Below are 25,781 nucleotides of genomic sequence, written 5' to 3'. Positions count from 1 at the left end.
ATCACAGAAATCGGAGGGTTTTCTCTTGGCGAACTACACTCCGATGATTCAGCAGTATTTGTCGATCAAGGCGGAATACCCGGATGCCTTTTTATTTTTTCGCCTTGGCGATTTCTACGAAATGTTCTTCGACGACGCCAAAAAGGCGGCGGAAGAGCTGGAAATCGTTCTGACCTCACGGGATGGCGGGAGAGAACGCGTTCCGATGTGCGGAGTTCCCTATCATTCCGCGGAGACATACATTGAACGATTGATCGATAAAGGCTACAAGGTTGCCATCTGTGAACAGGTGGAGGATCCGTCCCAGGCCAAAGGGGTTGTCCGGCGGGAAGTGGTTCGGGTCATCACCCCGGGGACGGTAATCGAGGAGCAGATGCTCGAGGAGAAGGAAAACAACTTTTTGGTCGTTCTGGCCGGGGATTGGCATCGTTCCGCCCTCGCCGCCTGCGATTTGTCGACGGGGGAGTGCCATATCACCCAGCTTGAGGGATCGGACGATCTCCTGGACGAAGCCGCCACCTTCCATCCCAAGGAAGTGCTCATCAGCGGGGCGCTCGCCCGGGACAAGGCCTTCGTGAAACAATCGGCCACCCGTCTGGGCAGCGTGGTCACCCCCGTCGTCGAGGAGGATCTCCCGTCTCTCGCGGAGATGGAGCGGCAGTTGAAGGAACAGTTTCCGGACGACTGGGGCGTGCTTACTTCCCCGGAGCTCACCCGGGCATCGGGGGTGCTTCTTTCGTATTTGCGCAGAACGCAGAAACGAACGCTGCGCCATCTCCACCGGCTGCATCGCTACGATGTCCGACGGTACATGATGCTGGATGACTCGGCTCGGCGCAATCTGGAGCTGACGGCCACGATCCGCGACGGAAAAAGGCAGGGTTCCCTTCTGTGGCTTTTGGACCGAACCGCGACGGCGATGGGAAGCCGATTGCTGAAAAGGTGGCTGGACAAGCCCCTGCTGGATCTGAAGGCGATTCTGGCGCGGCAGGATGTGGTGCAGGCCTTCACCGAGGATCTGATTCTTTTGGAGGAGGTTCGCACCCGGTTAAAGGGAATTTATGATCTGGAGCGGATCGCCGCACGCATCGCCTACGGTTCCGCCAACGGACGGGACCTCCGTTCCCTGTGCCGCTCCCTTCAGGCGGTTCCCACCCTGAAGGCGAGATTGGCCGAGAGCGGGAAGCCGGCTCTCACTGCCCTGGCGGAGCGAATGGACCCTTGTGCCGATGTGGCCCGCCTGGTGGAGGAATCCATCGTGGAGGATCCCCCTGCCGCCGTCAAGGAAGGAGGGGTGATCCGGGACGGGTATGATACCGGCCTGGATGAGTTGCGAAGCATCCAGCGGGAGGGGAAGGACTGGATCGCCCGCCTGGAGGAGCGGGAACGGGAAATCACCGGGATCAAATCGCTGAAGGTGGGATACAACAAGGTTTTCGGCTATTATATCGAGGTGACGAAGGCCAATCTGCGCCACCTTCCCGACGGAAGGTATCAGCGAAAACAGACGCTGGCCAATGCGGAGCGCTTTATCACGCCGGAGTTGAAGGAGCGCGAACGACAGGTGCTGGAGGCGGAAGAACGGGCGATCGCCCTGGAATACCGGCTGTTCACGGAGGTGCGGGAAGCGATCGCGGAACAGATTCCAAGGCTCCAGGCCCTGGCGGAGGAAGTGGCCCGCCTCGATGTTCTCCAGTCCTTTGCCACGGTTTCCCTGGAACGCGAATATGTGCGGCCGACCGTGGAAGAAGGCGGGGAGTTGCTGATCAAGGAAGGGCGTCACCCGGTGGTGGAGGCGGTGATGGAGTCGGGGAATTACGTTCCCAACGATGTGCGCATGGACGGCGATCACCGCCAGATCCTGCTCATCACCGGTCCCAACATGGCGGGGAAGAGCACGTACATGCGCCAGACGGCGTTGATCGTCATCATGGCTCAGATCGGATGTTTTGTCCCGGCCAGGCAGGCGGTCATTCCCGTCGTCGACCGGATCTTCACGCGGATTGGAGCGGCGGACGATCTGACCGGCGGCAGGAGCACCTTCATGGTGGAGATGGCGGAGACGCGACAAGCCCTGATGCAGGCCACTCCGGACAGCCTCATTCTGCTGGACGAGGTGGGACGGGGCACCTCCACCTACGACGGAATGGCCCTGGCTCAAGCCATCGTGGAGTATGTCCACAATCATGTGGGGGCGAAAACCCTTTTTTCCACCCATTATCACGAGCTGACCGATCTGGAGGAGTCCCTGCCCCGGGTGGTCAATGTCCATGCCCGCTGTATTGAGAAAGAGGGGAAAGTGGTGTTCCTCCACCGGATCGAGCCGGGAAGGGCCGACCGCAGTTACGGGATTCACGTGGCGGAGCGGGCGGGTCTTCCGGAAACGTTGATTTCCAGGGCCCGGGTGATCCTGGAGGAGCTGGAGAGCCGGGCGGAAACGGCAGCGAGCGGACAGCTGAATCTGTTTCAGTTTATGGCGGAGCCCGAAAGGGAAAAAGGAGAAATGTCCGCCCGGGAGAAACAGGTGATCGAGGATCTCCTGTCCTGGGACGTGCTTCGGACTCCTCCGCTCGATACGGTCCAATTTTTCTACGAGCTTCAGCGGCGGCTGCGGGATGACGACAGATCCGGGGGGAGATGAGATGAGCAGGATCCGCATCTTGGACGACCGGTTGGCCAACCAGATCGCGGCGGGAGAAGTGGTGGAGCGACCGGCTTCCGTCGTGAAGGAGCTGGTCGAAAACGCCATCGACGCAGGAGCGGATCGGATCCTCGTGGAGATCGAGGAAGGAGGAATCCGATCCATTCGCGTGGTGGACAACGGGTGCGGAATGGACCGCGAAGACGCGCAGCTGGCTTTCAGCCGCCATGCGACGAGCAAAATCCTCCGGGAGAGGGATTTGTTTGCCATCCGCACGTTGGGATTCCGCGGGGAAGCCCTGCCCAGCATCGCCTCCGTATCCAGGATGACTCTGACCACGGCGGAAAGGGGAGCGGAAGCGGCCACCCGGGTCGAGCTGGAAGGGGGGGAGATGCGTTCGGTCGGCGAGGCGGCCCATCCTCCCGGGACGGAAGTGGTGGTGCGCGATCTGTTTTTCAATACGCCGGCCCGTTTGAAGCACCTGAAAACCGTCAACACTGAAGTTAGCCACGTGGCGGACATCGTGGGGCGGCTCGCTTTGGCCCATCCGGAGATCCGCTTCACCCTCCGCCACGACGGCCGGGAGTTGATCCGAACCCTCGGAGACGGGAAGTTGCTACATGTGGTCCATGCGCTGTACGGCGGGAAAGCGGCCGGAAAAATGATATCGCTGAAGGCGGAAAACGCCGATTTTCGCCTCACCGGACTGATCGGCCGTCCGGAATTGACCCGCTCGAGCCGCTCCTATCTTTCGACGATCATCAACGGTCGCCACATACGCAGCCTCCCGCTGATCCACGCGGTGCTCCGTGGTTACGACACGCTTCTCCCGGTCTCCAGATACCCGGTGGCGGTGCTGTCGATCGAGTTGGACCCCAAGCTGGTGGATGTCAACGTCCATCCCGCCAAAATGGAGGTTCGTCTCAGCAAGGAAAAGGAGTTGACCGCCTTTATCGAGGCGGAAATCAAGAAGGTTTTCCGCAACCGTTCGCTGGCCCCCCGGGTGGAAGCCCGGGAAGTCGTGAAAAAGCGGCGCCCGGTTCAGCAGCAGTTTGACTGGAATGTCGGCCGTCGCGAGTCGAGACCGGTCCAGGCGGAGGAAGGGGAGGTCAAACCGAAGGTATCGGTCGTAAACCGGGTGCGGGAGGAACCGCGCGCTCCCCTTTTCCCGGAAAAGGCCCCGGCTCGGCAGGAGGAGCCTGTCCGTCCTCAGACAGTCAGGGATTTCGCTGAAGAGTCCGCTTCTCCGGCTGCGGAGGCTGCGGATAAGGAGGAGCGGTTTCCCGATCTCCAGCCCCTGGCTCAGGTGCACGGAACTTATATCGTGGCCCAGGCGGAAGATGGTTTTTATTTGATCGATCAGCATGCGGCCCACGAGCGGATCTATTATGAGAGGGTTTCGGCGGAGATGCGCAAGGAGGAGACAAAGGGGCAACCTCTGCTCATGCCGATTCCGCTGGAGTGCTCGCCGGGGGATGCGGAAAGGGTGTCGGCTCGGCTCTCCCTCTTTCGCGAAATGGGGTGGGAGTTGGAGCCCTTCGGCGGAAGCACGTTTCTGATCCGCTCGCATCCTCGCTGGGTTCCGCCGGGTCAGGAGGAGGAGACCCTGCGGGAGCTGATCGACTGGTTGAAAAGAGAAGGGACGGTTCGACCGGAACGGGTCCGGGATGCCGGGGCCAAACTGATTGCCTGCAAAGCGGCGATCAAGGCGAACCGGCACCTGAGCGGGGAGGAGATGTCTCGATTGCTGACCGATCTGGCCAACTGCGACAATCCTTTCACCTGTCCCCACGGGCGGCCGGTGATGATCCACTTTTCCACGCGGGAATTGGAAAAGCTGTTTAAGCGGGTGATGTGAGGTGTTCGTCACGACGTCCTATCATCCGCAGCCCGAGAGGGAACGGATTGCAAAAAAGTTGGCCGAGAGACTCTCTGTTCCCTGCGTTCCGCGGGAACGCAAGACGCTGAAACAGTTGTTCGCTGAAACCGGATTCACGCAGGCGGTGGTGGTGAGCCAGGGGGAGATCCGATGGGAAGATCGGGAGGGACGCCGGTTTTTCTTCCACCCCAGCATGTCCGCCGTCCGGGTAAAGCGGCTGAGAAGCGGCGGATCCGACCCGCTTGTGGAAAGCAGCGGGATGCGGCGGGGGGATGAGGTCCTGGACTGCACCCTCGGTATGGGGGCGGATGCCATCGTCGCCTCCTTTGCGGCCGGTCCGGAGGGGAGAGTGGTCGCCCTGGAGAGCCAGCCGGTGATTGCCGCGTTGGTGGAGCACGGACTGCGCACCTATTCAACGGATCGGGCGGATCTGACGGAGGCGATGCGTTCGGTGGAGGTGGTTTGCGCCGATTATCGGGATTATCTCCCGCGTTTGCCCGACAAATCCTTCGATATCGTGATGTTTGATCCGATGTTCGGCGAGACCGTCCGGGAATCTTCGGCGATGCAGGCCCTGCGGCCCTTGGCCAATCCGGAACCCCTCGATCCGGAATCGGTAAAGGAAGCGGTGCGGGTTGCCCGTCGTGCCGTGCTCCTGAAGGAACGGCGGGGAAGCGGCGAGTTCGCCCGCTTGGGATTCCGCGTCGCCAAGGAAGCCTCCAAATACGCTTTCGGTGTGATCAGGGTGGAGGGTGAGAATGGATGAGGGGGCCGCTTCTGGTGATTGTCGGGCCCACCGCCGTCGGGAAAACGTCGCTCAGCCTCTCGCTGGCTGGCGCATTTCGGGGGGAGATCGTCTCCGGGGACTCGATGCAGGTATACCGTCACATGGATATCGGAACGGCCAAGGTGACGGCGGAGGAACGGGAAAAGATCCCCCACCACCTGATCGATATCGTGGATCCGGATCACCCCTTTTCCGTCGAGGAGTATCAGCGATTGGCGCGGGAGGCGATCGAAGATATCCAGAGCAGGGGGCGCCTGCCGATTCTCGTGGGAGGAACCGGTCTCTACATTCAGTCGGTGACCCACGGATATCTCCTTCCCGGCGTTGAAGGCAATCCCGAGCTGCGGAAGGAACTTCACCGATACGCCGATGAAGAGGGGAACGAAAAGTTGTGGGAGAAGCTGAAGGCGGTGGATCCCGACACCGCCGCGCGCCTTCATCCCAACGATCGCCGGCGAATCATCCGCGCCCTGGAGGTGTACGAGGGGACGGGAGTTCCCTTTTCCAAACTGCAGCGAAAATCATCGCCCCGCTACGATATGTTGTGGATTGGACTCACCATGTCGCGGGAGCGGCTGTATGAGCGAATCAACCGGCGGGTGGATCAGATGATGGCGGAGGGGTTGGTGGAAGAGGTGGAGGCCCTGCGGAACAAGGGGTACCACCGGGATTTGACGTCGATGCAAGCGCTGGGATACAAGGAGATCATGATGTATTTGGACGGAGAGATCAGCCTCGAAGAGGCGGTGGAGGCGATCAAGAGGGGAACCCGTAAATACGCCAAGCGGCAGCTTTCCTGGTTTCGCCGGATTCCGGAAATTCATTGGTTCGATGTGAATAAGCCGGAAAGTGCGGAAGAAATTTGGGAACTAGCAGCAGGAAAGTTCCCCGCCTACAAAGAATAGATTAAACTAAATGTGAATGTACATAGGAGGTACGGCCATTGAAACAAACAATTAATATCCAGGACACTTTTCTGAACCAAATCCGCAAGGAGTCGGTCCCCGTCACCATTTATCTGATTAACGGCTTTCAGTTGCGGGGCGTCGTTCGGGGCTTCGATAATTACACAATCATCATCGACAGCGACGGCAAGCAGCAAATGGTTTACAAGCACGCGATTTCCACATTCACCCCTGCACGGCCGGTATCCCTGATGCCGCAGGAGGAAAACAACCAAAAAGAGGAATGATTCTCCCGCTTGGAACGGAACGCGGCCGGCACCGATCATTGGCCGGAGGCTGCCCACCCCCGCCGGAAAAAGGCGGGGGTGGGCCCTTTATATTCCGCAATTTTTCCGCGGTTTTCCTCATGTTTCTCACCAAACGCTGGGCTCCCGCGTATATATGGGGTGAGCCGAATCGGAACAAGAGGTGACAAACATGGGAAAAACGGTCATCACAAGGGAGTTGAACCGGATCCACGTGGTGTTGGAAAACGGTTCCCAGGGAAGAAACGCCTCTTATTCACAACAGCGTTCCTCTCTGCCCCCGCCGGTCGATCCGGAAACACACCCGGCGTTGTGCCGCTGTTTTGAGGAATTGGACCAGTTGGTGGGTCTTAGAAAGGTGAAGGAATTTGTGCGGGAGATTTACGCCTGGCTGGAGGTGGGGCGCCGCCGCGCCGCCGCCGGTCTATCCTCCGAGCAACAGGTTTTGCACATGGTGTTCGCCGGCAATCCGGGGACGGGCAAGACGACGGTGGCCCGCATCATGGGCAGACTGCTGAAGGAGATGGGGATTCTCTCCAAGGGACATCTCGTGGAAGTGGAGCGGGCGGATCTGGTGGGCGAATATATCGGGCATACGGCGCAGAAGACGCGGGAGCACGTGAAGCGGGCCCTGGGGGGGATCCTTTTTATAGACGAAGCGTACTCTCTGGCCAGGGGAGGGGAAAAGGATTTCGGCAAAGAGGCGATCGACACCCTGGTGAAGTCGATGGAGGATCACCGGGAGGAATTCGTCCTGATATTGGCGGGATATTCCCTGGAAATGGAGCGCTTCATGCGCGCCAATCCCGGACTTCCCTCGCGGTTTCCCATCCACCTCACCTTTCCCGATTTCACCATCGAGGAGCTGATGGAAATCGCCGACAGGATGCTCAAGCAACGGCAGTACTGCTTTTCCCGGTCGGCCAGGGAAAAGCTCAAGCGGCAGCTGTTGAAGGAAATGAACCGGTCGGTTCAACCCTTCGGCAACGCCCGATACATTCGCAATGTGATTGAGCGGGGAATTCGACAACACGCCGTGCGCCTCTTGAATGAGCGGTATCCGTCCCGGGAGGATTTGATGACGATCCGCGCGGAAGATCTGCGGTTCGAGGAAACGTCAGGTAACGGGTACCCCATTCGTGGTATAATAAATAGTGAATAGCGACAAGATTTATGGATTCACAAGGAGGATGAACTTCGATCGACCCGATCGGCGAACGTGAGCGAGCGATACTGGTCGGATGCGGACCGAAACGGACCGCATGGGATTTGCGTTCCTCTTTGGCCGAATTGGCCCGATTGGCGGATACCGCCCGGGCTGAAGTGGTATCGACGGAAGTGCAGTTTCGCGATAAAATGGATCCCTCCTGGTTGATCGGACGGGGGAAAGCGGAAGAGATCGCCCGGAAGGCGAAGGAGACGGGAACGGATTTGATCATCTTCGATCAGGAGCTTTCCCCGGCCCAATTGTTTCACCTGGAGAGGATCATGCCTTGCAAGGTGATCGATCGGACCCAGTTGATTTTGGACATTTTCGCCCAGCGCGCCAAAACGCGGGAAGGGCGGTATCAGGTGGAATTGGCTCAGCTTGAGTATCTTCTTCCCCGACTGGTGGGGCGTGGTCGCGATTTGTCCCGCCTGGGGGGAGGGATAGGGACCCGGGGTCCCGGAGAAACCAAGTTGGAGCTCGACCGACGCCATATCCACCGCCGCATCCGCGATCTGAAGCGTGAACTGGAACAGGTGCGGAGACACCGGAAATTGCATCGGGATCGTCGGCGAAAAATGGAGATTGTCCAGGTGGCACTGGTCGGTTACACCAACGCGGGGAAATCGACGCTTCTCAACCGGCTCACCGGTTCCGATGTGCTCTCGGAAGACCGCCTGTTTGCCACGCTGGATCCCACATCGCGCTTTTTGCGCCTCCCGTCCGGCGAGCAGGTGCTTTTGACCGACACCGTCGGATTTATCCGCCGCTTGCCGCACCATCTGATCGCGGCTTTCCGCTCCACCCTGGAGCAGGTGAAGGAGGCGGATTTGCTGCTTCACGTGGTGGATGCCAGCCATCCGGAAGCGGCCGAACAGATTCAGGCCGTGGAGCAGGTGCTTCAGGAACTGGGCGCGGCGGACATCCCGACGCTGACGGTTTTCAACAAGGCGGATCAGGTGGCGGAAAAGATGCCTGAGGAGGAGGGAACTCTCCGGATTTCGGCCTTCTCCGATGAGGATCTCGAGCGGCTGAAGCAGGCGATCGATCAAGCGCTTCACCGGGAACAGGTGCATGGTTCGGCCGAGTTTCCGGTGTCTCGCGGGGAGTGGATCGCCGCACTGTATCGAAATGCGGAAGTGGTTCGGTCGGAGGTGTCCGGAGTGACTGTCAGAATCGATTTCCGGCTTCCGCTCCGCCGCTTCCGCCGGCTTTCCAAGGAAGTGAAGGATCACATCCGGGTCAGCAGCGATTAAGCCAATGTGGAAAAGGGGTTACAGGTGTACGAGGATCTGAGACACGGGCAAAAACTGAAGAAATGGGTCGAACGGGTGGAAGAGCGCATCGCTTCCCGGCTTGCGGAAATCGATCGGCAGGTGGAGCGAAACCAATGGAAGGTGTTGAAAGCGTTCCGGGAAGAAGGGGTGGGGGAACATCACCTGGCTCCCTCCACGGGATACGGATACGACGATCTCGGACGAGCCGTCCTTGAACGGGTGGCGGCCAGGGTTTTCGATGCGGAGTCGGCGTTGGTCCGACCGCACATCGTTTCCGGAACCCATGCCATCGCCGCCTGCCTGTACGGGGTTCTGCGTCCCGGGGACGAGTTGTTGTACATCACCGGGTCTCCCTACGACACCCTGCATCAGGTGATCGGGTCGGCGGCGGACGGGTCCGGATCCCTTTGCGATTACGGGATCACTTACCGGGAAGTCCCCCTTACCCCGGAGGGAAGGGTGGATTTCGACGCGGTTCAAGCGGCGATCAGTCCCAATACGCGGTGCATCGGCATCCAGCGATCCCGGGGATATGCCGACCGGCCTTCCTTTTCGCTTGAATCCATCGAGGAGATGATCCGTTGGCTGCGAAGGCACGTTCCCGATGCGGTTATTTTCGTGGACAACTGCTACGGAGAATTTGTAGAGGACGAGGAGCCGACGGCCAAAGGGGCGGATCTGATGGCGGGCTCCCTCATTAAGAATCCCGGAGGCGGCCTGGCGAAAACGGGAGGATACATCGCGGGAAAAAGAAAATGGGTGGAGCGTGCAGCTTCACGGCTCGTGGCACCCGGCATCGGCATGGAGGGAGGGGCCACCTACGGCCATCTCCGGGATTATTTTCAGGGGCTTTTTTTGGCTCCCCATGTCGTCGGCCAGGCCTTGAAGGGGGCGGTCTTTGCCGCGGCGATGCTGGAGGAGGCGGGATTTTCCACATCACCGACCTGGGACGATCCGCGCACCGACATCATCCAGCAGGTGCGCTTCGGCGATCCCGATCTGCTCATCGCCTTTTGCAGGGGAATCCAGGAGGCGTCTCCCGTTGATGCCCACTTGGCGCCGGAGCCCGCGCCGATGCCCGGCTACGAAGATCCGGTGATCATGGCCGCCGGCACCTTTGTCCAAGGCGCCAGCATCGAGCTGTCGGCGGACGGTCCCCTGAGGCCGCCGTATATCGCTTACATGCAGGGAGGTCTCACATACTCCCATGTGAAGATCGCCGTTTTGCACTCCTTGGATCGCTTGTTGTCCACAGGGAAGATGCCAGCCCTAAACACGGCAAAGGAGACGTGAGGAATGGAAGTTCTTTGGTGGATTTTGGTATTGATCCTGTTCGTGGCGGGCTTTTTGGGGCTTTTGATCCCTGTTTTGCCGGATGCGCCTCTTTTGTTTGTCGGTTTTCTGCTGTATCATTTTCTGATCGATTCCGATGCCTTGAACTGGCCCTTCTGGGTGGCGGCGGTCATCGTCACGGCGGTGACGGTCCTCGTCGATTACGTGGCCGGAGGAGTGGTGGCGAGATCCTACGGAGGGTCCCGGATCTCCGTGCTGGCCGCCGTGGTCGGAGCGATTCTCTTTCCCTTCATTCTCGGCCCTTTGGGCATTCTTGTCGGGCCGCTGGTGGCCGTGGTCCTCGTGGAGCTGATCCAGCGGAAGTCCTGGCAGGAGGCCCTCCGAGTAGGGTGGGGAACCTTGGTCGGGTTTCTCGGCGGCCTTTTCTTCAAGGGACTTTTGATGATCGGTATGCTGATTTGGTTCGGGATTCTGGTCGTGTAACCTTCGCCTGACAAGCATTCGAAAAACCCTGCCCTCGGGCAGGGTTTTATATTTACAGAAAGAGTATTTCGATTGCCTTGAAGGTGATCCAAGCGAGCAGGGCGGATATGGGAATCGTGATAAACCACGTCAACACAATTTTTCCGGCCACTTCCCATTTCACTTCCCTGAACCGCTTGGAGGCTCCGACTCCCAAAATTCCCGAAGTGACCACATGGGTCGTGCTGACCGGAAAACCGGTCACGGTGGCACTGAGGATGACGGAGGCGGAGGTGAGGTCGGCGGAGACTCCGTTTGCGGGCTCGATCTTGAAAATTTTTGAGCCCATCGTTTTGATGATCTTCCAGCCGCCGACGGAGGTGCCGAGCCCCATCGCTGCGGCCGCGGAAACCTTGACCCACAGCGGAACCTCCAGATCCGATTGAAAACCTCCGGCAACCAGTGCAAAGGTGATCACGCCCATCGCTTTTTGGGCATCGTTGGTGCCGTGGGAGAAACTCTGGAACGCCGCTGTCATCACCTGCATGGCCCGGAATCCTTTGTTGATTTTGCGGGGACTGTAATTGGCAAAGATCAGGTAGACGATTTTCATTACGATAAACCCGACGACAAAGGCGATGATCGGAGAAAAGATCAGTCCCATGATAATCCCCGAAAAACCGGACGCGTTGATTCCCTCAAAACCCGCCGAGCTCACGACGGCTCCCGCCAAGGAACCGATCAAAGCGTGGGAGGAGGAGGAAGGGATGCCGTACCACCAGGTGATGAGATTCCAGGCGATCGCGGCGATGAGAGCCGCGGTCACAATCAACAGCCCGTGATCCAATTTCGAGGGGTCAGCGACGTTGCCGCCGATGGATTTGGCGACGCCCGTAAAGGTCAGGGCGCCGACGAAGTTGAGGCTGGCGGCAAGCAGGATCGCGTTGCGCGGACTGAGTGCCCTCGTGGAGACGGAGGTGGCGATGGCATTGGCGGTATCGTGAAATCCGTTGATGAAGTCAAAGGTCAAGGCCAAAAATACGACGGCAGCGATGATGAGGATGGTTTCCATCAATTGTCGCGCGCGCAATGAGACACGCTGCGCTAACCCCCTACCTTGAAAGTTTGTGTATCCTTTTCAATCAGGAATAACGCAGCAACACGCTGTCCAGGATATCGGCCACGTCTTCACAGCAATCGGTCACTCTCTCCAACCGTTCGTAGATCTCCTTCAATTTGAAGTCATGATAAGGATCGCTGGGATTGGTGAAAATCGCTCGAATCCCTTCCCGCATCAAGCGGTTTCCCTCGTTTTCCAGATGATTGATTTCGATGGTGTGTTCTCGGATCTGCTTGGATCAGCAGATCCAACAATTCCGTGCCCTTCTTTTTCAAGTGCAGCAAAGGAGAGCTCCCCTTCCGATAATCAGGATCGTCGTTTGCATGCATACAGGGAATCTCAATCATTCCCCCATATTGACTTAACACAAATCGGGACGATCTGCAACAGAAATCAGTGAAACGGTGTTTTCCTGATTTTTGTTGACGGGAGATCGCCCGTCGCCATCAATTAATGTAAATTTTATTGACATGTATTGACGAACAAACTTGACATTGCATATAATGGTTTCAAACAAGGGAAGGAGGGATGGCGGTGCGCGATTCGATCCGGCGTAACATGCCCCTGTTTCCGATGGGGATCGTGACCAAACTGACCGAATTGACCCCTCGACAGATACGATACTACGAAGAGCAGGGATTGATCAAACCGGCGCGCACCAAGGGCAACCAACGCTTGTTTTCCTTCAACGACGTGGATCGGCTTTTGGAAATCAAGTCGTTGATGGAAAAAGGGGTGAACATCGCCGGTGTCAAGGAAGTGCTGAATCGCCCGAAGATCACGCACCTCCAACCGGTTCAGCCGTCGCTCGAAGCGGAGGCCCGACGGGATTTGACGGAGGAAGATTTGCACCGATTGTTGAAGCGGCAGCTGAATGAACTGCCGGGCCGACCCGGGCAGCAGCATTTGATTCAGGGGGAATTGTCCCGTTTCTTCCATTGATGCGGCGATACATTTATTTTATGGGGAAGGGGAGCTTGATATATGACTGGAAGGTACACCCGGGAAGACATCATGAAGATGGTGGAAGAGGAGAATGTCCGGTATATCCGGCTGCAGTTCACCGATTTGTTGGGGACCATCAAGAACGTGGAAATTCCGCGCAGCCAACTGGAAAAGGCGCTGGACAACAAGTTGATGTTCGACGGATCGTCGATTGAGGGTTTTGTCCGCATCGAGGAGTCGGACATGTATTTGTATCCCGACCTTGATTCCTGGGTGATTTACCCCTGGACATCGGGGACGGAGGGAAAAGTGGCCGGTTTGATCTGCGACGTATACTTGCCGGATGGCAGTCCCTTTCTCGGCGATCCGCGAAGCATCTTGAAAAAGGTGTTGAAGGAAGCGGAGGAGATGGGCTTTTCCGCCTTCAACGTGGGGACGGAACCGGAATTTTTCCTGTTCAAGTCCGATGAAAAAGGGGAGCCCACCATGGATCTGAACGACAAGGGCGGCTATTTTGACCTGGCTCCCCTGGACCTGGGGGAAAATTGCCGGCGAGACATCGTGGTCACCCTGGACCAGCTGGGTTTTGAGGTGGAGGCTTCCCACCACGAAGTGGCTCCGGGGCAGCACGAAATCGATTTTAAGTACGCCAATGCGGTGCGGACGGCGGACAACATCCAGATCTTCAAATTGGTGGTGAAGAATATCGCCCGCCGCTACGGGTTGCACGCCACTTTTATGCCGAAGCCCCTCTACGGCGTGAACGGATCGGGGATGCACTGCCACATGTCGCTGTTCCGGGGAAATGAAAACGCCTTTTACGATGAAAAGGATGAACTCGGCCTGTCCCAAACCGCCCGCCATTTCCTGGCCGGCATCCTGAAGCATGCCCGTTCCTTCGCGGCGATCACCAATCCCCTGGTCAATTCCTACAAGCGGTTGGTGCCCGGTTATGAAGCGCCCTGCTACGTGGCCTGGTCGCCGAAAAACCGCAGCCCGCTGGTCCGGATTCCGGCCTCCCGGGGGCTGAGCACCCGGATCGAGGTTCGCAACCCCGATCCCGCGGCCAATCCGTATCTGGCTCTGGCGGTGATGCTGAAGGCGGGGCTGGACGGCATCAAAAACGAACTGCCCCTTCCGAAACAAGTGGATCGAAACATATACATCATGGACGAATCGGAGCGGCACGATGCGGGCATCGAGAGTTTGCCCGCCACGCTGAAGGAAGCCCTGGAGGAGTTGAAAAGCAATCCGGTCATCTGCGAAGCCCTCGGTGAACACGCTTTAACCCACTTCGTCGAAGCGAAGGAGATCGAGTGGGATATGTTCCGCATGCAAGTGCATCCCTGGGAGCGGGAGCAGTACATGTCGCTGTATTGATGTGCCGCTTGATGGAGTCGAGGCGGAAAATCGCGCCCTCCCAATACTTTTGCTTTGTCGACAGCTTGGCGGCCGGTGTTTTCACCGGCCTTTTTTTGTCTGCGATCGAGGATCCGGCGCGCATTGACTCTCCTTTTCCGGTGGGTTTATAATGAACGAGTCAGTAACTGGATGGGGGAATCAAAGTGTTGATCCGTATTGGCAATATCGCTGAACATGTCGGAGAATCGGTGAAATTGGGAGTATGGTTGTACAACAAACGTTCCAGCGGGAAGATCCAGTTTCTGCAGCTCCGCGACGGAACCGGTTTCATACAGGGAGTTCTGGTGAAGAGCCAAGTGGCTCCGGAGGTGTGGGAACACGCCAACCAGTTGACCCAAGAAAGTTCCCTCTATGTCCAGGGGACGGTCCGCCGGGATGAACGCGCTCCCAGCGGGTACGAACTGGATGTCGAGGATATTGAAATCATCCAGATCGCCGACGAGTACCCCATCGCTCTGAAGAAGCACGGTGTGGATTTTCTGATGGATCATCGCCATTTGTGGATCCGCTCGCCCCGTCAGCGAGCCATCCTGAAGATTCGCGCCGAAATCATCCGGGCCGTTCAGGATTGGCTGGACGGGCAGGGATTCACCCTTGTCGACCCGCCGATATTGACCCCTTCCGCCTGCGAGGGGACGACCACGTTGTTTTCCACCAAGTATTTTGATGAGGACGCCTATCTGACCCAAAGCGGGCAATTGTACATGGAAGCGGCGGCGATGGCGCTGGGGCGTGTTTATTCCTTCGGGCCCACTTTCCGGGCGGAAAAATCCAAGACGCGCCGCCATCTGATCGAGTTTTGGATGATCGAGCCAGAGATGGCCTTCACCGAGCACGAGGAAAGTCTGCGCATCCAGGAGGAACTGGTCAGTCATGTGGTGCAGCACGTGCTCAAGGCGTGTCAAAGCGAGCTCCAAGCCATCGACCGGGACACAGCTCCCCTGGAAAGGGTGAAGCCGCCGTTCCCCCGGATTACCTACGATGAGGCGGTGGAGCTGTTGAACCGGGAAGGCATGTCCTTTGAATGGGGGGAGGATTTCGGGGCTCCCCATGAGACGAAGATCGCCGAAAGCTTCGACAAGCCGGTGTTCATCACCCATTATCCGGCGAAGGTGAAGGCTTTCTACATGAAGCCGGATCCGGATCGGCCGGAGGTAGTGTTGTGTGCGGACCTGATTGCGCCGGAGGGGTACGGCGAGATCATCGGAGGAAGCCAGCGGATCGATGATCCCGAGCTACTCCGGCAGAGGTTCGTCGAGCACCGGCTTCCCCGGGACGCGTATGAGTGGTATCTGGATCTCCGCAGATACGGAACGGTGCCCCATTCCGGTTTCGGGTTGGGACTGGAGCGGACGGTTGCCTGGATTTGCGGGCTGGATCATGTCCGGGAGACGATTCCCTTCCCGCGCATGCTGAACCGTCTCTATCCGTGAGAAAAAACAAAAAGCATCGGAGATGGGACCGATGCTTTTTGTTTTTTCAAGACTGTTCTTTCGTTCTTCCCACTGGTATAGTAGGGATGAGGTGGATGGACATGGAACGAAAAGGGTCTCCACACGCTGCATTGGTGCACCTGTTGCAGGAGGGATCCATCGCACTGCCCGCGGTTTTGTTCTCCGAATATAAGCGATTGGGTCTCAACGAGGGACAAGTGATGCTTCTTCTGCACCTCATGGTGTTTCAGGAAAAGGAAGGGAAGTCTTTTCCGACGGTGAGCGAACTGGAGGAGCGGATGAGCGTTCCTGCGGACCAGATTGTTTCCTGGCTGCAATCCCTCGTGCGCGGCGGCTTTCTCAAAATCGAGGAGGAAACCGACTGGGCGGGACTTCGCTCCGAACGGTACAATCTCTCTCCGCTTTTGCAGCAGTTGGCCGCTTCCTTTCTGGACCGCCGGGTGGCCTCCTCTTCGGAGGACGAGAAGGAGGAAGTGTACCAACAGCTGTTTCGCCGCTTTGAAGAGGAGTTCGGGCGCCCGCTGTCGCCGATGGAGTGTGAGATGCTGACCCAATGGGTGGATCAGGACGGCTACTCCGAGGAACTGATTCTGGCCGCCCTGAGGGAGGCGGTTTTCTCGGGGAAAGCCAGTTTTCGATACATTGATCGGATCCTGTTGGAATGGCACCGGAATCGCGTTACGAACGCCGAGGAAGCGGCGGAGTATTCCCGGAGGTTCCGGCAGAGGGGGATGCTTTATCAAGGGGAGGAGCGGAAGTCCGGTTCTTCCTCCTTTACCTTTTACAATTGGGTGAATCAAGAGTAGTTCGGCTCTTCTCCGGACGGCGGCTGAAAGCCCCGTCTTTTTTATTGCGCGGTTGTGTCAGAAAACAAAACTTTACATGTTATAAAAATTAACATAAACCCCTTGCCTGTGGCGGGGAGGTGTGATAATATACAGTACATCAGAAGATATGTAATATTAGCTAACATGGAGGTGTCGGAGATGAATGCTGTCGCATTGTCGGTCGACATGGTCTGGGTCACCTTGAGCGCGATTCTGGTGATTTTCATGCAGGCGGGATTTGCGCTGCTGGAGGCGGGGTCCACTCGCATGAAAAATGCCGGGCACATCGCCGGCAAGCAGGTATTCAGCTTTGCTCTGGCCGGCATCGCGTTTTGGGCGGTGGGATATGCCGTCGCCTTCGGGGAGGGCACTCCGCTGTTCGGGACCAGCGGATGGTTTCTCCGTTTCCCCGCCGAAGAGGGAGGGATCCCTACGGAAATCCTGTTTTTGTTCCAGTTGGCCTTTGCCGCGGTTTCCCTGGCGATCGCCTGGGGCGGTTTTGCCGAGCGGGCAAAACTGAGCGCCTATTTCCTATTTGGAACGCTGTTTGTCGCGGTGATTTATCCGATTGCCACCCATTGGATTTGGGGAGGGGGCTGGCTGTCGACGCTCGGCAAGCAGGATTTTGCCGGTTCCACGGTAGTTCACCTGCAGGGAGGAATTGCCGCTCTGGTGGCGACGCTCATGCTCGGTCCCCGGATCGGAAAATTCAATCGGGACGGAACAGCCAACAACCTGCCGGGGCATAACCAGGTGTATACGGTGTTGGGTGTGTTGATCATCTGGATCGGATGGTTCGGATTCAATCCGGGAAGCACCTTGTCAGTGCAGGACGGATTCTTCGGTTACGTGGCGCTGACGACCAACCTGGCTGCCGCCACCGGAGCCATCGCGGCCCTGTTTACCGTCCGGATCATCACGGGCAAGGCGGATATATCGATGATGCTGAACGGAGTGTTGGCCGCACTGGTGGCCATCACGGCATCCTGCGCCTTCGTCGAGCCCTGGGCTGCGGTGATCATCGGAGCGGTTGCGGGGATGTTGGCGGTGTATTCCGTTTTCTACCTGGAGCGGAGGGGAGTGGATGATCCCATCTACGCCTTTTCCGTTCACGGGGTTGCCGGAATCTGGGGAACGTTGTCGACGGGGCTTTTCGCTTCGCCGCGCCTGATCGAGATCGTGGGGGTGGGTGGCCCGGGTCTTCTCTACGGAGGCGGATTCAGGCAGTTGGGAATTCAGGCGTTGGGGGTGACGGTGACGGCTCTGTACGTGGCGATCGCAACTTTTCTCGTGTTGTGGGTGATTGACCGGTTGATCGGGTTGCGCGTTTCAAAGGAAGAGGAAATGATGGGGCTTGATTTGAGCGAACACGGCGTATACGGGTACCCGGAACAGCTGATGCCGCCCGGCGGTGCGGCGTCCATGGCCCGGAGTGCGTCCTCGGAAGAAGCGATATGAGAAAAGCGGTGTGCCGAGACAACTTCGGCACACCTTTGCTATTTTCGGAAAAATGTCCAAAATCATTCCGTTAGATGGTTTAGAACAAAAGCAGGGCTTTTAAGGGTGGAGGGAGAATAGAATAATGCAAGAACTGTCTGATTTTCGCTATTGGGCCTTTTTTCTTGATATTCAATTGGTGGGAGGGTAGAACTTGTCTGAGCCGTTGCTTCAAATTCGGAATCTTAAAACGTACTTCTTTCAAGATGACGGCGTGGTCCCGGCGGTGGACGGGATCGATCTGGAGGTGAAGCGAAAAGAGACACTGGCTTTGGTGGGGGAGTCCGGTTGCGGGAAGAGCATCACGTCCTTCTCCATTTTGAAGCTGCTTCCCGAACGGGGGAAGATCGTCGAGGGGGAGATTCTCTTCGACGGCAAGGAAATCCGGATCCTGCCGGAGGAGGAGATGGTCCGCATCCGCGGGAACGAGATATCGATGATCTTTCAGGAGCCGATGACCTCTCTCAACCCCGTGATGACGATCGGGGATCAGATCGCCGAAAGCCTGATCCTCCATCAGAGGTTGGACAAGAAGGCGGCCCGCCTTCGGACGGTGGAGCTTCTGAAGCTGGTCGGTTTTCCGCGGGCCGAGGAGATCGTCGACGAGTATCCGCACCAATTGTCCGGCGGCATGCGCCAGCGGGCGATGATCGCCATGGCTGTGGCGTGCAATCCCAAGTTGTTGATCGCCGATGAACCGACGACGGCCTTGGACGTGACCATCCAGGCGCAAATTCTGGAGCTGATGCGCGAGGTGAAGGAGAAATTCGACACCTCGATCCTGCTGATCACCCACGATTTGGGAGTCGTGGCCGAAATGGCCGACCGGGTCGTGGTGATGTACGCGGGAAGGGTGGTGGAGGAGGCGGATGTGATCCGCCTGTTTGAACAACCCGCGCATCCGTATACGGAGGGGCTTCTGAAATCGGTTCCCAGCCTGGAGGAGGAACAGAAGCGCTTGTATTCGATTCGCGGAAACGTGCCGTCGCCCGATGAATGGCCCAAGGGATGCAAATTTGCTCCCCGCTGCGAAAAGGCCTGGGAAAAATGCCGCTTGGCTGAGCCGGAACTGCTGGAGATCGCCCCGGGTCACCGCGTCCGCTGTTTCCTGCACGAGTCCGGAGAGGAGGACAAGGGATGAGCGAAACCGTTTTGGAAGTGAAAAATCTCTCCAAGTATTTTCCCATCCGGGGCGGGGTGCTGCGCAGGGTGGTCGGCCATGTCAAGGCCGTCGACCAGGTGAGCTTTTCGGTGAAGAAGGGGGAAACCTTCGGCCTCGTCGGGGAGTCGGGCTGCGGAAAATCCACCACCGGCCGCACGATTCTGCGGCTGTTGGAACCGACCTCAGGCCAGGTCCTGTTCGAAGGGCAGGACATCGCCCATCTTTCGCGTCAGTCCATGCGCCGGGTGAGGCGGGATCTGCAGATGGTGTTCCAGGATCCCTTCGCATCCCTCACCCCGACGATGACCGTCGGGGAGCTGATTGAAGAGCCGATGAAGGTTCACGGCTTGTATTCGAAAAGGGAGCGAAAGGAAAAGGTGCGGGAGATGATGGAGACGGTGGGGCTCGATCCCGCTTACATTCAACGCTATCCCCACGAGTTTTCCGGGGGACAGCGCCAGCGGATCGGGATCGCCCGGGCCCTCTCCCTGCGGCCGAAGCTGATCATCGCCGACGAGCCGGTTTCGGCGCTGGACGTGTCGATCCAGTCGCAAATTCTGAATTTGATGGAGGATCTGCAGGATCAGTTCGGACTGACATACATCTTCATCGCCCACGATTTGAGTGTCGTCAAGCACATTTCCGACCGGGTGGGGGTGATGTACCTGGGACGGATGGTGGAGGTCGCTCCCAAGCGGGAACTCTACGGCCATCCGGCGCATCCCTACACCCAGGCGCTGCTGTCCGCCGTGCCGGTGCCCAATCCCCGGCATAAGCGGGAGCGGATCGTGCTGAGCGGGAACGTCCCCAGCCCGGCAAATCCTCCCTCGGGGTGCGCTTTCCACCCGCGCTGTCCCAAGGCCTTCGACCGGTGCGAAGCGGAGCGCCCCGAGATGATCCATCTCGGCGGGGAGCATTACGTGGCCTGTCACTTGTTTGAAGAGAGAGCCCAAACGGGGTGACATCTTGTAAAGGGGGGATGCCCGGGAGGAAAAGGGTGAATGGATGCAGGTCGGTGGTCGAAGAATGCGGAAAGACTGATCAAGGGGGTCAGTGAGATGAAACGGAAATCCTTTCTCATCAGTATGATTTTCGTCCTTTCCCTGTCCGTCTTCCTGGCAGCTTGCTCTCAGCAGGCGGACGACAGCAAGAGCGGGGAGGCGGGAGGCCAGCCGGTTCCCGGAGGCACGGTGACTCTGTCGATGTTCAGCGCGCCGAAGGGGGTATTCAACCCGGCTTTCTACGAGGATCAGTATGATGCTTATGTCCTCCAATACACTTTCGATAGTTTGTGGGCTTACGACGACAAGCTGCAGCTCAACGTGCCGCTTTTGGCGGAAAAATGGGAGCTTTCCGAGGATGGCAAGGAGCTGACGATCAATCTGCGGAAGGACGCCAAGTGGCACGACGGCGAACCGATCACGGCGGACGATCTGATCTTCACCTGGGAGACGATTGCTGATCCGGATTACAGCGGTCCCCGCTACTATATGGTGGAGATGATCAAGGGCGCCAAAGAGAAGCATGATGGGAAGGCCAAAACCATCTCCGGAGTGACCAAGGTGGACGACCACACGGTGAAGGTGGAGTTTACGGTGGCCCGTGCCAACACCTTGGACAATCTGTGGAGTACTCCGATTCCGAAACACGTCTATGAAGGGGTTTCGGTGAAGGATATGCCGAACCACGAGGCCACCAAGAAGAACCCGGTCGGCAGCGGCCCCTTCAAATTTAAGGAGATCAAGCCCAACGAGTATGTGGTGCTGGAGAAGAATCCCCATTTCTATGAAAAGGGCAAGCCGTATCTGGATCAGGTCATCTGGAAGGTGATCTCCCAGGATGTGGCCATCGCGGCGCTGGAGAATGGGGAGATTGACTTCCTGTCGGACATTTCCCCGAACGATTTTGAAACGATCAAGGCGATGGAGCACATCGAGATCAAGGAGACCCAGGATTTCAGCTATCAGTATCTGGGCTTCAAGGTGAACAATCCCAAGTTGAAGGATAAAAAGTTGCGTCAGGCAATTACCTACGGCATCAACCGCAAGGCCCTGGTGGACGGTCTGTTGAAGGGGCACGGCGCGGTGCTGAACCAGCACATGCCGAAGGCGAGCTGGGCTTACAACGAGAAATTGGAAAACGCCTATCCCTATGATCCGGATAAGGCCAAGCAGCTCCTGGAGGAAGCCGGGTACAAGGACAAGAACGGAGACGGCTTTGTGGAGGATCCGAAGGGCAAGCCCTTCAGCCTGAAGCTGGATTACCCGACGGGCAACCCGATCCGCGAAAAGACGGCGCCGATCATTGTCGAGGATCTGAAGAAGGTCGGACTCAATGTCCAGCTGGCCAAACCGCGTGAATTTGCCGCCCACGCCGATGCCGTTGAAAAGGACAAGGTGGAGATGTGGCTGATGGGCTGGAGCCTCACCCCCGATCCGGACCCCTCCGGCATCTGGCTCAGCACCGATCCCTGGAACTATCCCCACTGGGTCAACAAGGAAAGCGACAAGTTGATCAAAGAAGCAGTGGAAAGCCCCGAGGCGATCCAGGATCAGAACAAGCGGAAGGAAATCTACGCCAAGTGGACGGAGCTGGTGAGCGAGGAGGTGCCCTACGTCTTCCTCTACTCGCAAAACAAGATCGAGGCGTGGAACAAGCGGGTGAAAGGGGTCACCTTCGACTGGCGCGGTGCCATCGAGCACTATAAGGTGATGGACTGGTGGATTCCGAAGGATCAGCAGTAATTCAGAAAAAAGGGGCGTGTGGCGCCCACCGGCCGCACGCCCCTTTTTCAAAGGAACCAAGGGAAGGGAGGAAAGCCTTTGACCACGTACATTATCCGGCGTCTGCTCGTGATGATACCGGTGCTGATCATCATTTCGATGATCCTTTTCACGATGATCCAGTTCGCCCCGGGAGACGCCTTCACAGGACAACTGGATCCCAATGTGGATGCCCGTTACTATGAGCAGATGCGCAAACAGTTCGGCTTGGACAAAAGCCCCGTCGAGCAGTATTTGATCTGGGCCGGCAACTTTGTAAAGGGGGAGCTGGGCATTTCCTTTCGCCACAAGACGCCGGTGAACGAGATGATTTCCGAGCGGATCGGCAACACCTTTTTCCTCGCCGTGTGCGCGCTGATTCTCACTTACGCCCTGGCGATTCCCCTGGGAATCTATTCGGCGCAGCATCCTTATGGCAAGGTGGATTACACCCTGACGGGGACGGCTTTTGTCGGCCTGTCGATGCCCAGTTTTTTTGCGGGAATTCTTCTGATCTATCTTTTCGCCTTCAAATTGCGGTGGTTTCCATCCTCGGGGACGGTGACCGCGGGGGCGGGGTTTGAGGGCATCGCCCTGTGGATGGACAAGTTGCATCATGTGGTGTTGCCCGCCTTTACCCTGGCCATCATCAACATCGCTTCTTACATGCGTTATACCCGGGCCAGCGTGCTGGAGGCCAAGCAGCAGGATTACGTGCGGACGGCATTTGCCAAGGGGGTTCCCGCGCCGCTGGTTTTGCGCCGGCATGTTCTCCGGAACGCCCTGCTTCCTCTGGTGACGCTGTTTGGCCTGGATCTCGGCCTGCTCTTTTCCGGCGCGGTGATCACGGAGACAATCTTCAGTTGGCCCGGTTTGGGACAGTTGCTGTTCGAGTCGGTGGTCAACCGGGATTACCCGATCCTGATGGCGACGACGATGCTGATCGCCATTTGCGTGCTCGTCGGCAACCTGGTGGCGGATATCCTTTACGGCGTGGTGGATCCGAGGATCCGTTACGATTAGGAGGTGATGAGGGATGTCTTCTTCTGCCGAAGTGATTCTGAACCAGCCGGAACAAGGTCCCGAACTCAATCCGGACGCCAAGGGGAGGAAGGGGAAATCTCCCTTCCAGCTGGCCCTCCGACGGTTTGTCCGAAACCGGATGGCGGTGGCCGGAATCTTTATCCTGCTCGCGGTCACGCTGTTGTCGATCTGCGCTCCGCTGATCGCGAAAAACAATCCGTACACCTCCGATCTGTACAACACCGATGCCCGCCCGGACGGGAAGCACTGGCTGGGCACCGACGACACCGGAAGGGATACCTTTTCCCGCCTGTTGTACGGGGGACGCATTTCTCTATTGATCGGACTGTTAACGATGATCTTTACGGTTTTGATCGGAGGGACGCTGGGGGCCATCGCCGGATATTACGGCAAATGGGTGGATATGATCATCATGCGCGCCACGGATGTGCTGCTCACACTTCCCACCCTGCTGATGTTTCTCTTTTTGGCGTCCATTCTTGAAAAAACCAGCCTCTGGGTGCTGATTGTCGCTCTGGCTCTCACATCCTGGGCGACCACGGCAAGGATCGTCCGCGGCCAGTTTCTCTCGCTCAGGGAGAGGGAATTTGTGCTGAGTGCCCGGGCGATCGGATGCAGCGATCTTCGGATCATCTTCCGCCACATGATTCCCAACGCCCTCGGACCGATCATCGTCAACGCCACCCTGTTGATGGCGGTGATGATCTCCGTGGAGTCGGCCCTCAGCTTTCTCGGTTTCGGGGTGCCGGAGCCGACGCCCACTTGGGGGAACATGCTGAACGGCGCCCGGAACTTGCGCGTCCTGACCCAGCAGCCATGGCTGTGGATTCCACCCGGATTTATGATTGTCATCACCGTGTTGGCGATCAATTTCATCGGCGACGGACTCAGGGACGCGTTCGATACTCGCTCGACACGGCGATAGGAGTCCCCGGCAGATCGCGACGGGCGGCTCCCGCGTGACAGCCATTTCCCAAAAGCCGGATTAAACGACAAGCCGGGGATTTTCCCGGCTTTTGTGATGGGGGAAAATGAAGATGTCGTGTTGACGGATGGGGATGGTCTGATATCATTTTTATAATGTGAGGATAATATTTGAACTCGTTTCTTTTCACACCTGTAGAAGGGGGAAGATAATGACAAAGGTCAGATTGCTGAAGAGAGCGGTGCTGATCGCCATCGGTGCCATGCTGGCGGCGGTGGGACTGGAATTGTTCCTTGTGCCCAACAATATCATCGATGGAGGAATCGTCGGGATATCGATCATTTTGTCCCATTTGACGGGAATGAAGTTGGGGATCCTGATTTTTTTCCTCAACCTTCCTTTCTTCTATATCGGTTACAAGCAAATCGGTAAAACCTTCGCCTTGTCCACGTTTTTTGCAGTGGGCCTGCTGTCGGTCGGAACGGCACTTCTCCATTCCATCGATGAGGTCACGGATGATCCGCTGTTGGCGACGGTTTTCGGGGGAATCATTCTGGGAATGGGAGTGGGATTTGTCATCCGCTACGGGGGCTCCTTGGACGGAACGGAAATTTTGGCCATCCTGTTCAACAAGCGGCTTCCCTTTTCCGTCGGCCAGATCGTGATGTTTTTCAATATCTTCATCCTGGGAAGTGCCGGGTTCGTTTTCGGTTGGGACCGGGCCATGTACTCGCTGATTGCTTATTTCATTGCCTTCAAAATGATTGATATCGTCATCGAAGGATTTGATGAAACCAAATCGGTGTGGATCATCAGCGACCGCGCCAAGGAAATCGGGGAAGCGCTTCTCTACCGACTGGGTCGGGGGGTCACCTATCTGTCCGGAGAGGGAGCCTATACCGGAGACGAGAAAAAGGTGATTTTCTGCGTGGTAACCCGGTTGGAGGAAGCGAAGCTGAAGATGATTGTGGAAGAGTTGGACCCCCAAGCTTTTTTGGCCGTCGGCAACATTCACGATGTCAACGGAGGCCGGTTCAAAAAGCGGGATATTCACTAAAGAAGGATGAAGAATTGAAACAGGAGGGAAATGTGTTTGAGGCTTCGGCTGTTGCCCGTCTCATTTCCCCCTGCAGGCATTTTTCGAAATACTTCTAACAGAGCAAATCGGACAAAATCTCTTCGTTTCGATCCCGACACAGGATAAACCGGAAGCACGGAGATGGAGGTGAAGGAAATGGATATTGCGGATCTGCTCCTATTTACGGGGATCTCCGTGATGCTGACCTTGATGCCGGGGCCGGACATCTTGTTCGTCATCGCCCAGAGCATCACACACAGCCGCCGGGACGGAATTGCTGTCGCCCTGGGGTTGTGCACGGGATTGGTGGTGCATACGACGGCGGCCGTATTGGGTGTTTCGGCGCTGCTGTACCATTCTTCCGTCGCCTTTCAGGCGTTGAAGTGGGCGGGGGCGCTTTACCTGTTTGTTTTGGCTTGGCAGGCGCTGCGGGAAGCGGAGGATACGGGGGGAGCCGATGAGCCGCCCGTGCGCCGCCGGCCATTTGCCGCACTCTACCGGCGGGGCATCCTCATGAATCTGCTCAATCCGAAGGTTTCCTTGTTTTTTCTGGCGTTTTTTCCCCAGTTCGTTTCACCGGGCGCCGGTTCCGTTTCCTGGCAAATGATGGTTCTCGGGGCGGTGTTTACCGCACAGGCGCTGCTCGTATTTACCGCCGTTTCCGTGATCGCTCACCGGATCGGCCGCAATGTCCTGAAAAACGCGACCTCGTCGAAGTGGGTCAGCCGGACCAAGGCGGGGATATACGCCTTGTTGGGAGCGAGGTTGGTATTTATGGAGAGGGAGTGA

Annotated in this window: 23 protein-coding genes; 21 read left to right on the top strand and 2 right to left on the bottom strand. The window is 57.6% G+C overall.

Annotation, left to right across the window (positions count from 1 at the left end; translation table 11 throughout):
* The first annotated feature begins 25 nt into the window (after positions 1 to 25).
* The 9 genes from mutS (at position 26) to CLV97_RS03770 (ending at position 10,777) form a co-directional block, all read left to right on the top strand.
* Complete coding sequence (gene mutS / locus CLV97_RS03810; RefSeq protein ID WP_106344207.1) at positions 26 to 2,641, top strand: DNA mismatch repair protein MutS; 2,616 nt, start codon at positions 26 to 28, stop codon at positions 2,639 to 2,641.
* 1 nt (position 2,642) lies between these two features.
* On the top strand, positions 2,643 to 4,499 hold the full coding sequence (gene mutL, locus CLV97_RS03805; RefSeq protein ID WP_106344206.1) for a DNA mismatch repair endonuclease MutL: 1,857 nt from the start codon (positions 2,643 to 2,645) through the stop codon (positions 4,497 to 4,499).
* 1 nt (position 4,500) lies between these two features.
* Positions 4,501 to 5,286 carry a class I SAM-dependent methyltransferase gene (locus CLV97_RS03800; RefSeq protein WP_106344205.1) on the top strand — a complete coding sequence of 262 codons (786 nt, stop codon included), beginning with the start codon at positions 4,501 to 4,503 and terminating at the stop codon, positions 5,284 to 5,286.
* A complete protein-coding gene (gene miaA / locus CLV97_RS03795) occupies positions 5,283 to 6,212 on the top strand; it encodes a tRNA (adenosine(37)-N6)-dimethylallyltransferase MiaA (RefSeq protein WP_106344204.1) in 930 nt (309 codons plus the stop codon). Before CLV97_RS03800 ends, miaA begins: the two co-directional genes overlap by 4 nt.
* A gap of 38 nt (positions 6,213 to 6,250) precedes the next feature.
* Positions 6,251 to 6,499: an RNA chaperone Hfq gene (gene hfq, locus CLV97_RS03790; protein ID WP_106344203.1), complete on the top strand. Its 249-nt coding sequence runs from the start codon at positions 6,251 to 6,253 to the stop codon at positions 6,497 to 6,499.
* 190 nt (positions 6,500 to 6,689) lie between these two features.
* Entirely contained in the window at positions 6,690 to 7,679 is a 990-nt protein-coding gene (spoVK, locus tag CLV97_RS03785; protein WP_106344202.1) for a stage V sporulation protein K, read from the top strand.
* A gap of 38 nt (positions 7,680 to 7,717) precedes the next feature.
* Positions 7,718 to 8,980 carry a GTPase HflX gene (gene hflX / locus CLV97_RS03780; protein WP_106344201.1) on the top strand — a complete coding sequence of 421 codons (1,263 nt, stop codon included), beginning with the start codon at positions 7,718 to 7,720 and terminating at the stop codon, positions 8,978 to 8,980.
* Between the two features lie 24 nt (positions 8,981 to 9,004).
* Complete coding sequence (locus CLV97_RS03775; RefSeq protein WP_106344200.1) at positions 9,005 to 10,294, top strand: methionine gamma-lyase family protein; 1,290 nt, start codon at positions 9,005 to 9,007, stop codon at positions 10,292 to 10,294.
* A gap of 3 nt (positions 10,295 to 10,297) precedes the next feature.
* The gene (locus CLV97_RS03770) at positions 10,298 to 10,777 is read left to right on the top strand and encodes a DUF456 domain-containing protein (protein WP_106344199.1); all 480 of its coding nucleotides are present in this window, start codon (positions 10,298 to 10,300) and stop codon (positions 10,775 to 10,777) included.
* A gap of 52 nt (positions 10,778 to 10,829) precedes the next feature.
* Here the strand turns inward: CLV97_RS03770 and CLV97_RS03765 are convergent, their stop codons facing one another.
* Complete coding sequence (locus CLV97_RS03765; RefSeq protein ID WP_425440543.1) at positions 10,830 to 11,828, bottom strand: inorganic phosphate transporter; 999 nt, start codon at positions 11,826 to 11,828, stop codon at positions 10,830 to 10,832.
* Between the two features lie 70 nt (positions 11,829 to 11,898).
* A complete protein-coding gene (locus CLV97_RS03760) occupies positions 11,899 to 12,051 on the bottom strand; it encodes a hypothetical protein (RefSeq protein ID WP_245891354.1) in 153 nt (50 codons plus the stop codon).
* A gap of 359 nt (positions 12,052 to 12,410) precedes the next feature.
* Between CLV97_RS03760 and CLV97_RS03755 the strand changes: the two genes are divergently transcribed.
* The 12 genes from CLV97_RS03755 to CLV97_RS03700 all read left to right on the top strand — a co-directional run bounded on the left by CLV97_RS03755 (position 12,411) and on the right by CLV97_RS03700 (position 25,781).
* Positions 12,411 to 12,818: a MerR family transcriptional regulator gene (locus CLV97_RS03755; protein WP_106344301.1), complete on the top strand. Its 408-nt coding sequence runs from the start codon at positions 12,411 to 12,413 to the stop codon at positions 12,816 to 12,818.
* Positions 12,819 to 12,860: 42 nt separating this feature from the next.
* Positions 12,861 to 14,201 (top strand): type I glutamate--ammonia ligase, encoded by a 1,341-nt coding sequence (gene glnA, locus CLV97_RS03750; protein ID WP_106344197.1) that lies wholly within the window; start codon positions 12,861 to 12,863, stop codon positions 14,199 to 14,201.
* A 185-nt stretch (positions 14,202 to 14,386) separates the two neighbouring features.
* Entirely contained in the window at positions 14,387 to 15,676 is a 1,290-nt protein-coding gene (gene asnS, locus CLV97_RS03745; protein ID WP_106344196.1) for an asparagine--tRNA ligase, read from the top strand.
* 101 nt (positions 15,677 to 15,777) lie between these two features.
* On the top strand, positions 15,778 to 16,503 hold the full coding sequence (locus CLV97_RS03740) for a DnaD domain-containing protein (RefSeq protein ID WP_245891353.1): 726 nt from the start codon (positions 15,778 to 15,780) through the stop codon (positions 16,501 to 16,503).
* A 180-nt stretch (positions 16,504 to 16,683) separates the two neighbouring features.
* Complete coding sequence (locus CLV97_RS03735; RefSeq protein WP_106344194.1) at positions 16,684 to 17,982, top strand: ammonium transporter; 1,299 nt, start codon at positions 16,684 to 16,686, stop codon at positions 17,980 to 17,982.
* A 193-nt stretch (positions 17,983 to 18,175) separates the two neighbouring features.
* Complete coding sequence (locus CLV97_RS03730; RefSeq protein WP_106344193.1) at positions 18,176 to 19,162, top strand: ABC transporter ATP-binding protein; 987 nt, start codon at positions 18,176 to 18,178, stop codon at positions 19,160 to 19,162.
* Positions 19,159 to 20,145 carry an ABC transporter ATP-binding protein gene (locus CLV97_RS03725; protein WP_106344192.1) on the top strand — a complete coding sequence of 329 codons (987 nt, stop codon included), beginning with the start codon at positions 19,159 to 19,161 and terminating at the stop codon, positions 20,143 to 20,145. Before CLV97_RS03730 ends, CLV97_RS03725 begins: the two co-directional genes overlap by 4 nt.
* Positions 20,146 to 20,241: 96 nt before the next feature.
* Entirely contained in the window at positions 20,242 to 21,927 is a 1,686-nt protein-coding gene (locus tag CLV97_RS03720) for a peptide-binding protein (protein WP_170070348.1), read from the top strand.
* A 78-nt stretch (positions 21,928 to 22,005) separates the two neighbouring features.
* On the top strand, positions 22,006 to 22,968 hold the full coding sequence (locus CLV97_RS03715) for an ABC transporter permease (RefSeq protein ID WP_106344300.1): 963 nt from the start codon (positions 22,006 to 22,008) through the stop codon (positions 22,966 to 22,968).
* Positions 22,969 to 22,981: 13 nt separating this feature from the next.
* On the top strand, positions 22,982 to 23,914 hold the full coding sequence (opp4C, locus tag CLV97_RS03710; RefSeq protein WP_106344190.1) for an oligopeptide ABC transporter permease: 933 nt from the start codon (positions 22,982 to 22,984) through the stop codon (positions 23,912 to 23,914).
* Between the two features lie 211 nt (positions 23,915 to 24,125).
* Complete coding sequence (locus CLV97_RS03705; protein WP_106344189.1) at positions 24,126 to 24,971, top strand: YitT family protein; 846 nt, start codon at positions 24,126 to 24,128, stop codon at positions 24,969 to 24,971.
* A 177-nt stretch (positions 24,972 to 25,148) separates the two neighbouring features.
* Positions 25,149 to 25,781, top strand: a complete 633-nt coding sequence (locus CLV97_RS03700) for a LysE family translocator (RefSeq protein ID WP_106344299.1) — start codon at positions 25,149 to 25,151, stop codon at positions 25,779 to 25,781.

The organism is Planifilum fimeticola, assembly GCF_003001905.1.
Classification (GTDB): Bacteria; Bacillota; Bacilli; order Thermoactinomycetales; family DSM-44946; genus Planifilum; species Planifilum fimeticola.
Note: the sequence above shows the minus strand (reverse complement) of the source record. Positions and strands in the feature narration are given on the sequence as shown.

Excerpts from the sequence above, each read along its gene's own strand:
- mutL (WP_106344206.1), top strand. The coding sequence starts at position 2,643 with ATGAGCAGGATCCGCATCTTGGACGACCGGTTGGCCAACCAGATCGCG.
- miaA (WP_106344204.1), top strand. The coding sequence starts at position 5,283 with ATGAGGGGGCCGCTTCTGGTGATTGTCGGGCCCACCGCCGTCGGGAAA.
- spoVK (WP_106344202.1), top strand. The coding sequence starts at position 6,690 with ATGGGAAAAACGGTCATCACAAGGGAGTTGAACCGGATCCACGTGGTG.
- CLV97_RS03770 (WP_106344199.1), top strand. The coding sequence starts at position 10,298 with ATGGAAGTTCTTTGGTGGATTTTGGTATTGATCCTGTTCGTGGCGGGC.
- CLV97_RS03765 (WP_425440543.1), bottom strand. The coding sequence starts at position 11,828 with ATGGAAACCATCCTCATCATCGCTGCCGTCGTATTTTTGGCCTTGACC.
- CLV97_RS03760 (WP_245891354.1), bottom strand. The coding sequence starts at position 12,051 with ATGCGGGAAGGGATTCGAGCGATTTTCACCAATCCCAGCGATCCTTAT.
- glnA (WP_106344197.1), top strand. The coding sequence starts at position 12,861 with ATGACTGGAAGGTACACCCGGGAAGACATCATGAAGATGGTGGAAGAG.
- CLV97_RS03740 (WP_245891353.1), top strand. The coding sequence starts at position 15,778 with ATGGAACGAAAAGGGTCTCCACACGCTGCATTGGTGCACCTGTTGCAG.
- CLV97_RS03735 (WP_106344194.1), top strand. The coding sequence starts at position 16,684 with ATGAATGCTGTCGCATTGTCGGTCGACATGGTCTGGGTCACCTTGAGC.
- CLV97_RS03725 (WP_106344192.1), top strand. The coding sequence starts at position 19,159 with ATGAGCGAAACCGTTTTGGAAGTGAAAAATCTCTCCAAGTATTTTCCC.
- CLV97_RS03720 (WP_170070348.1), top strand. The coding sequence starts at position 20,242 with ATGAAACGGAAATCCTTTCTCATCAGTATGATTTTCGTCCTTTCCCTG.
- opp4C (WP_106344190.1), top strand. The coding sequence starts at position 22,982 with ATGTCTTCTTCTGCCGAAGTGATTCTGAACCAGCCGGAACAAGGTCCC.
- CLV97_RS03705 (WP_106344189.1), top strand. The coding sequence starts at position 24,126 with ATGACAAAGGTCAGATTGCTGAAGAGAGCGGTGCTGATCGCCATCGGT.
- CLV97_RS03700 (WP_106344299.1), top strand. The coding sequence starts at position 25,149 with ATGGATATTGCGGATCTGCTCCTATTTACGGGGATCTCCGTGATGCTG.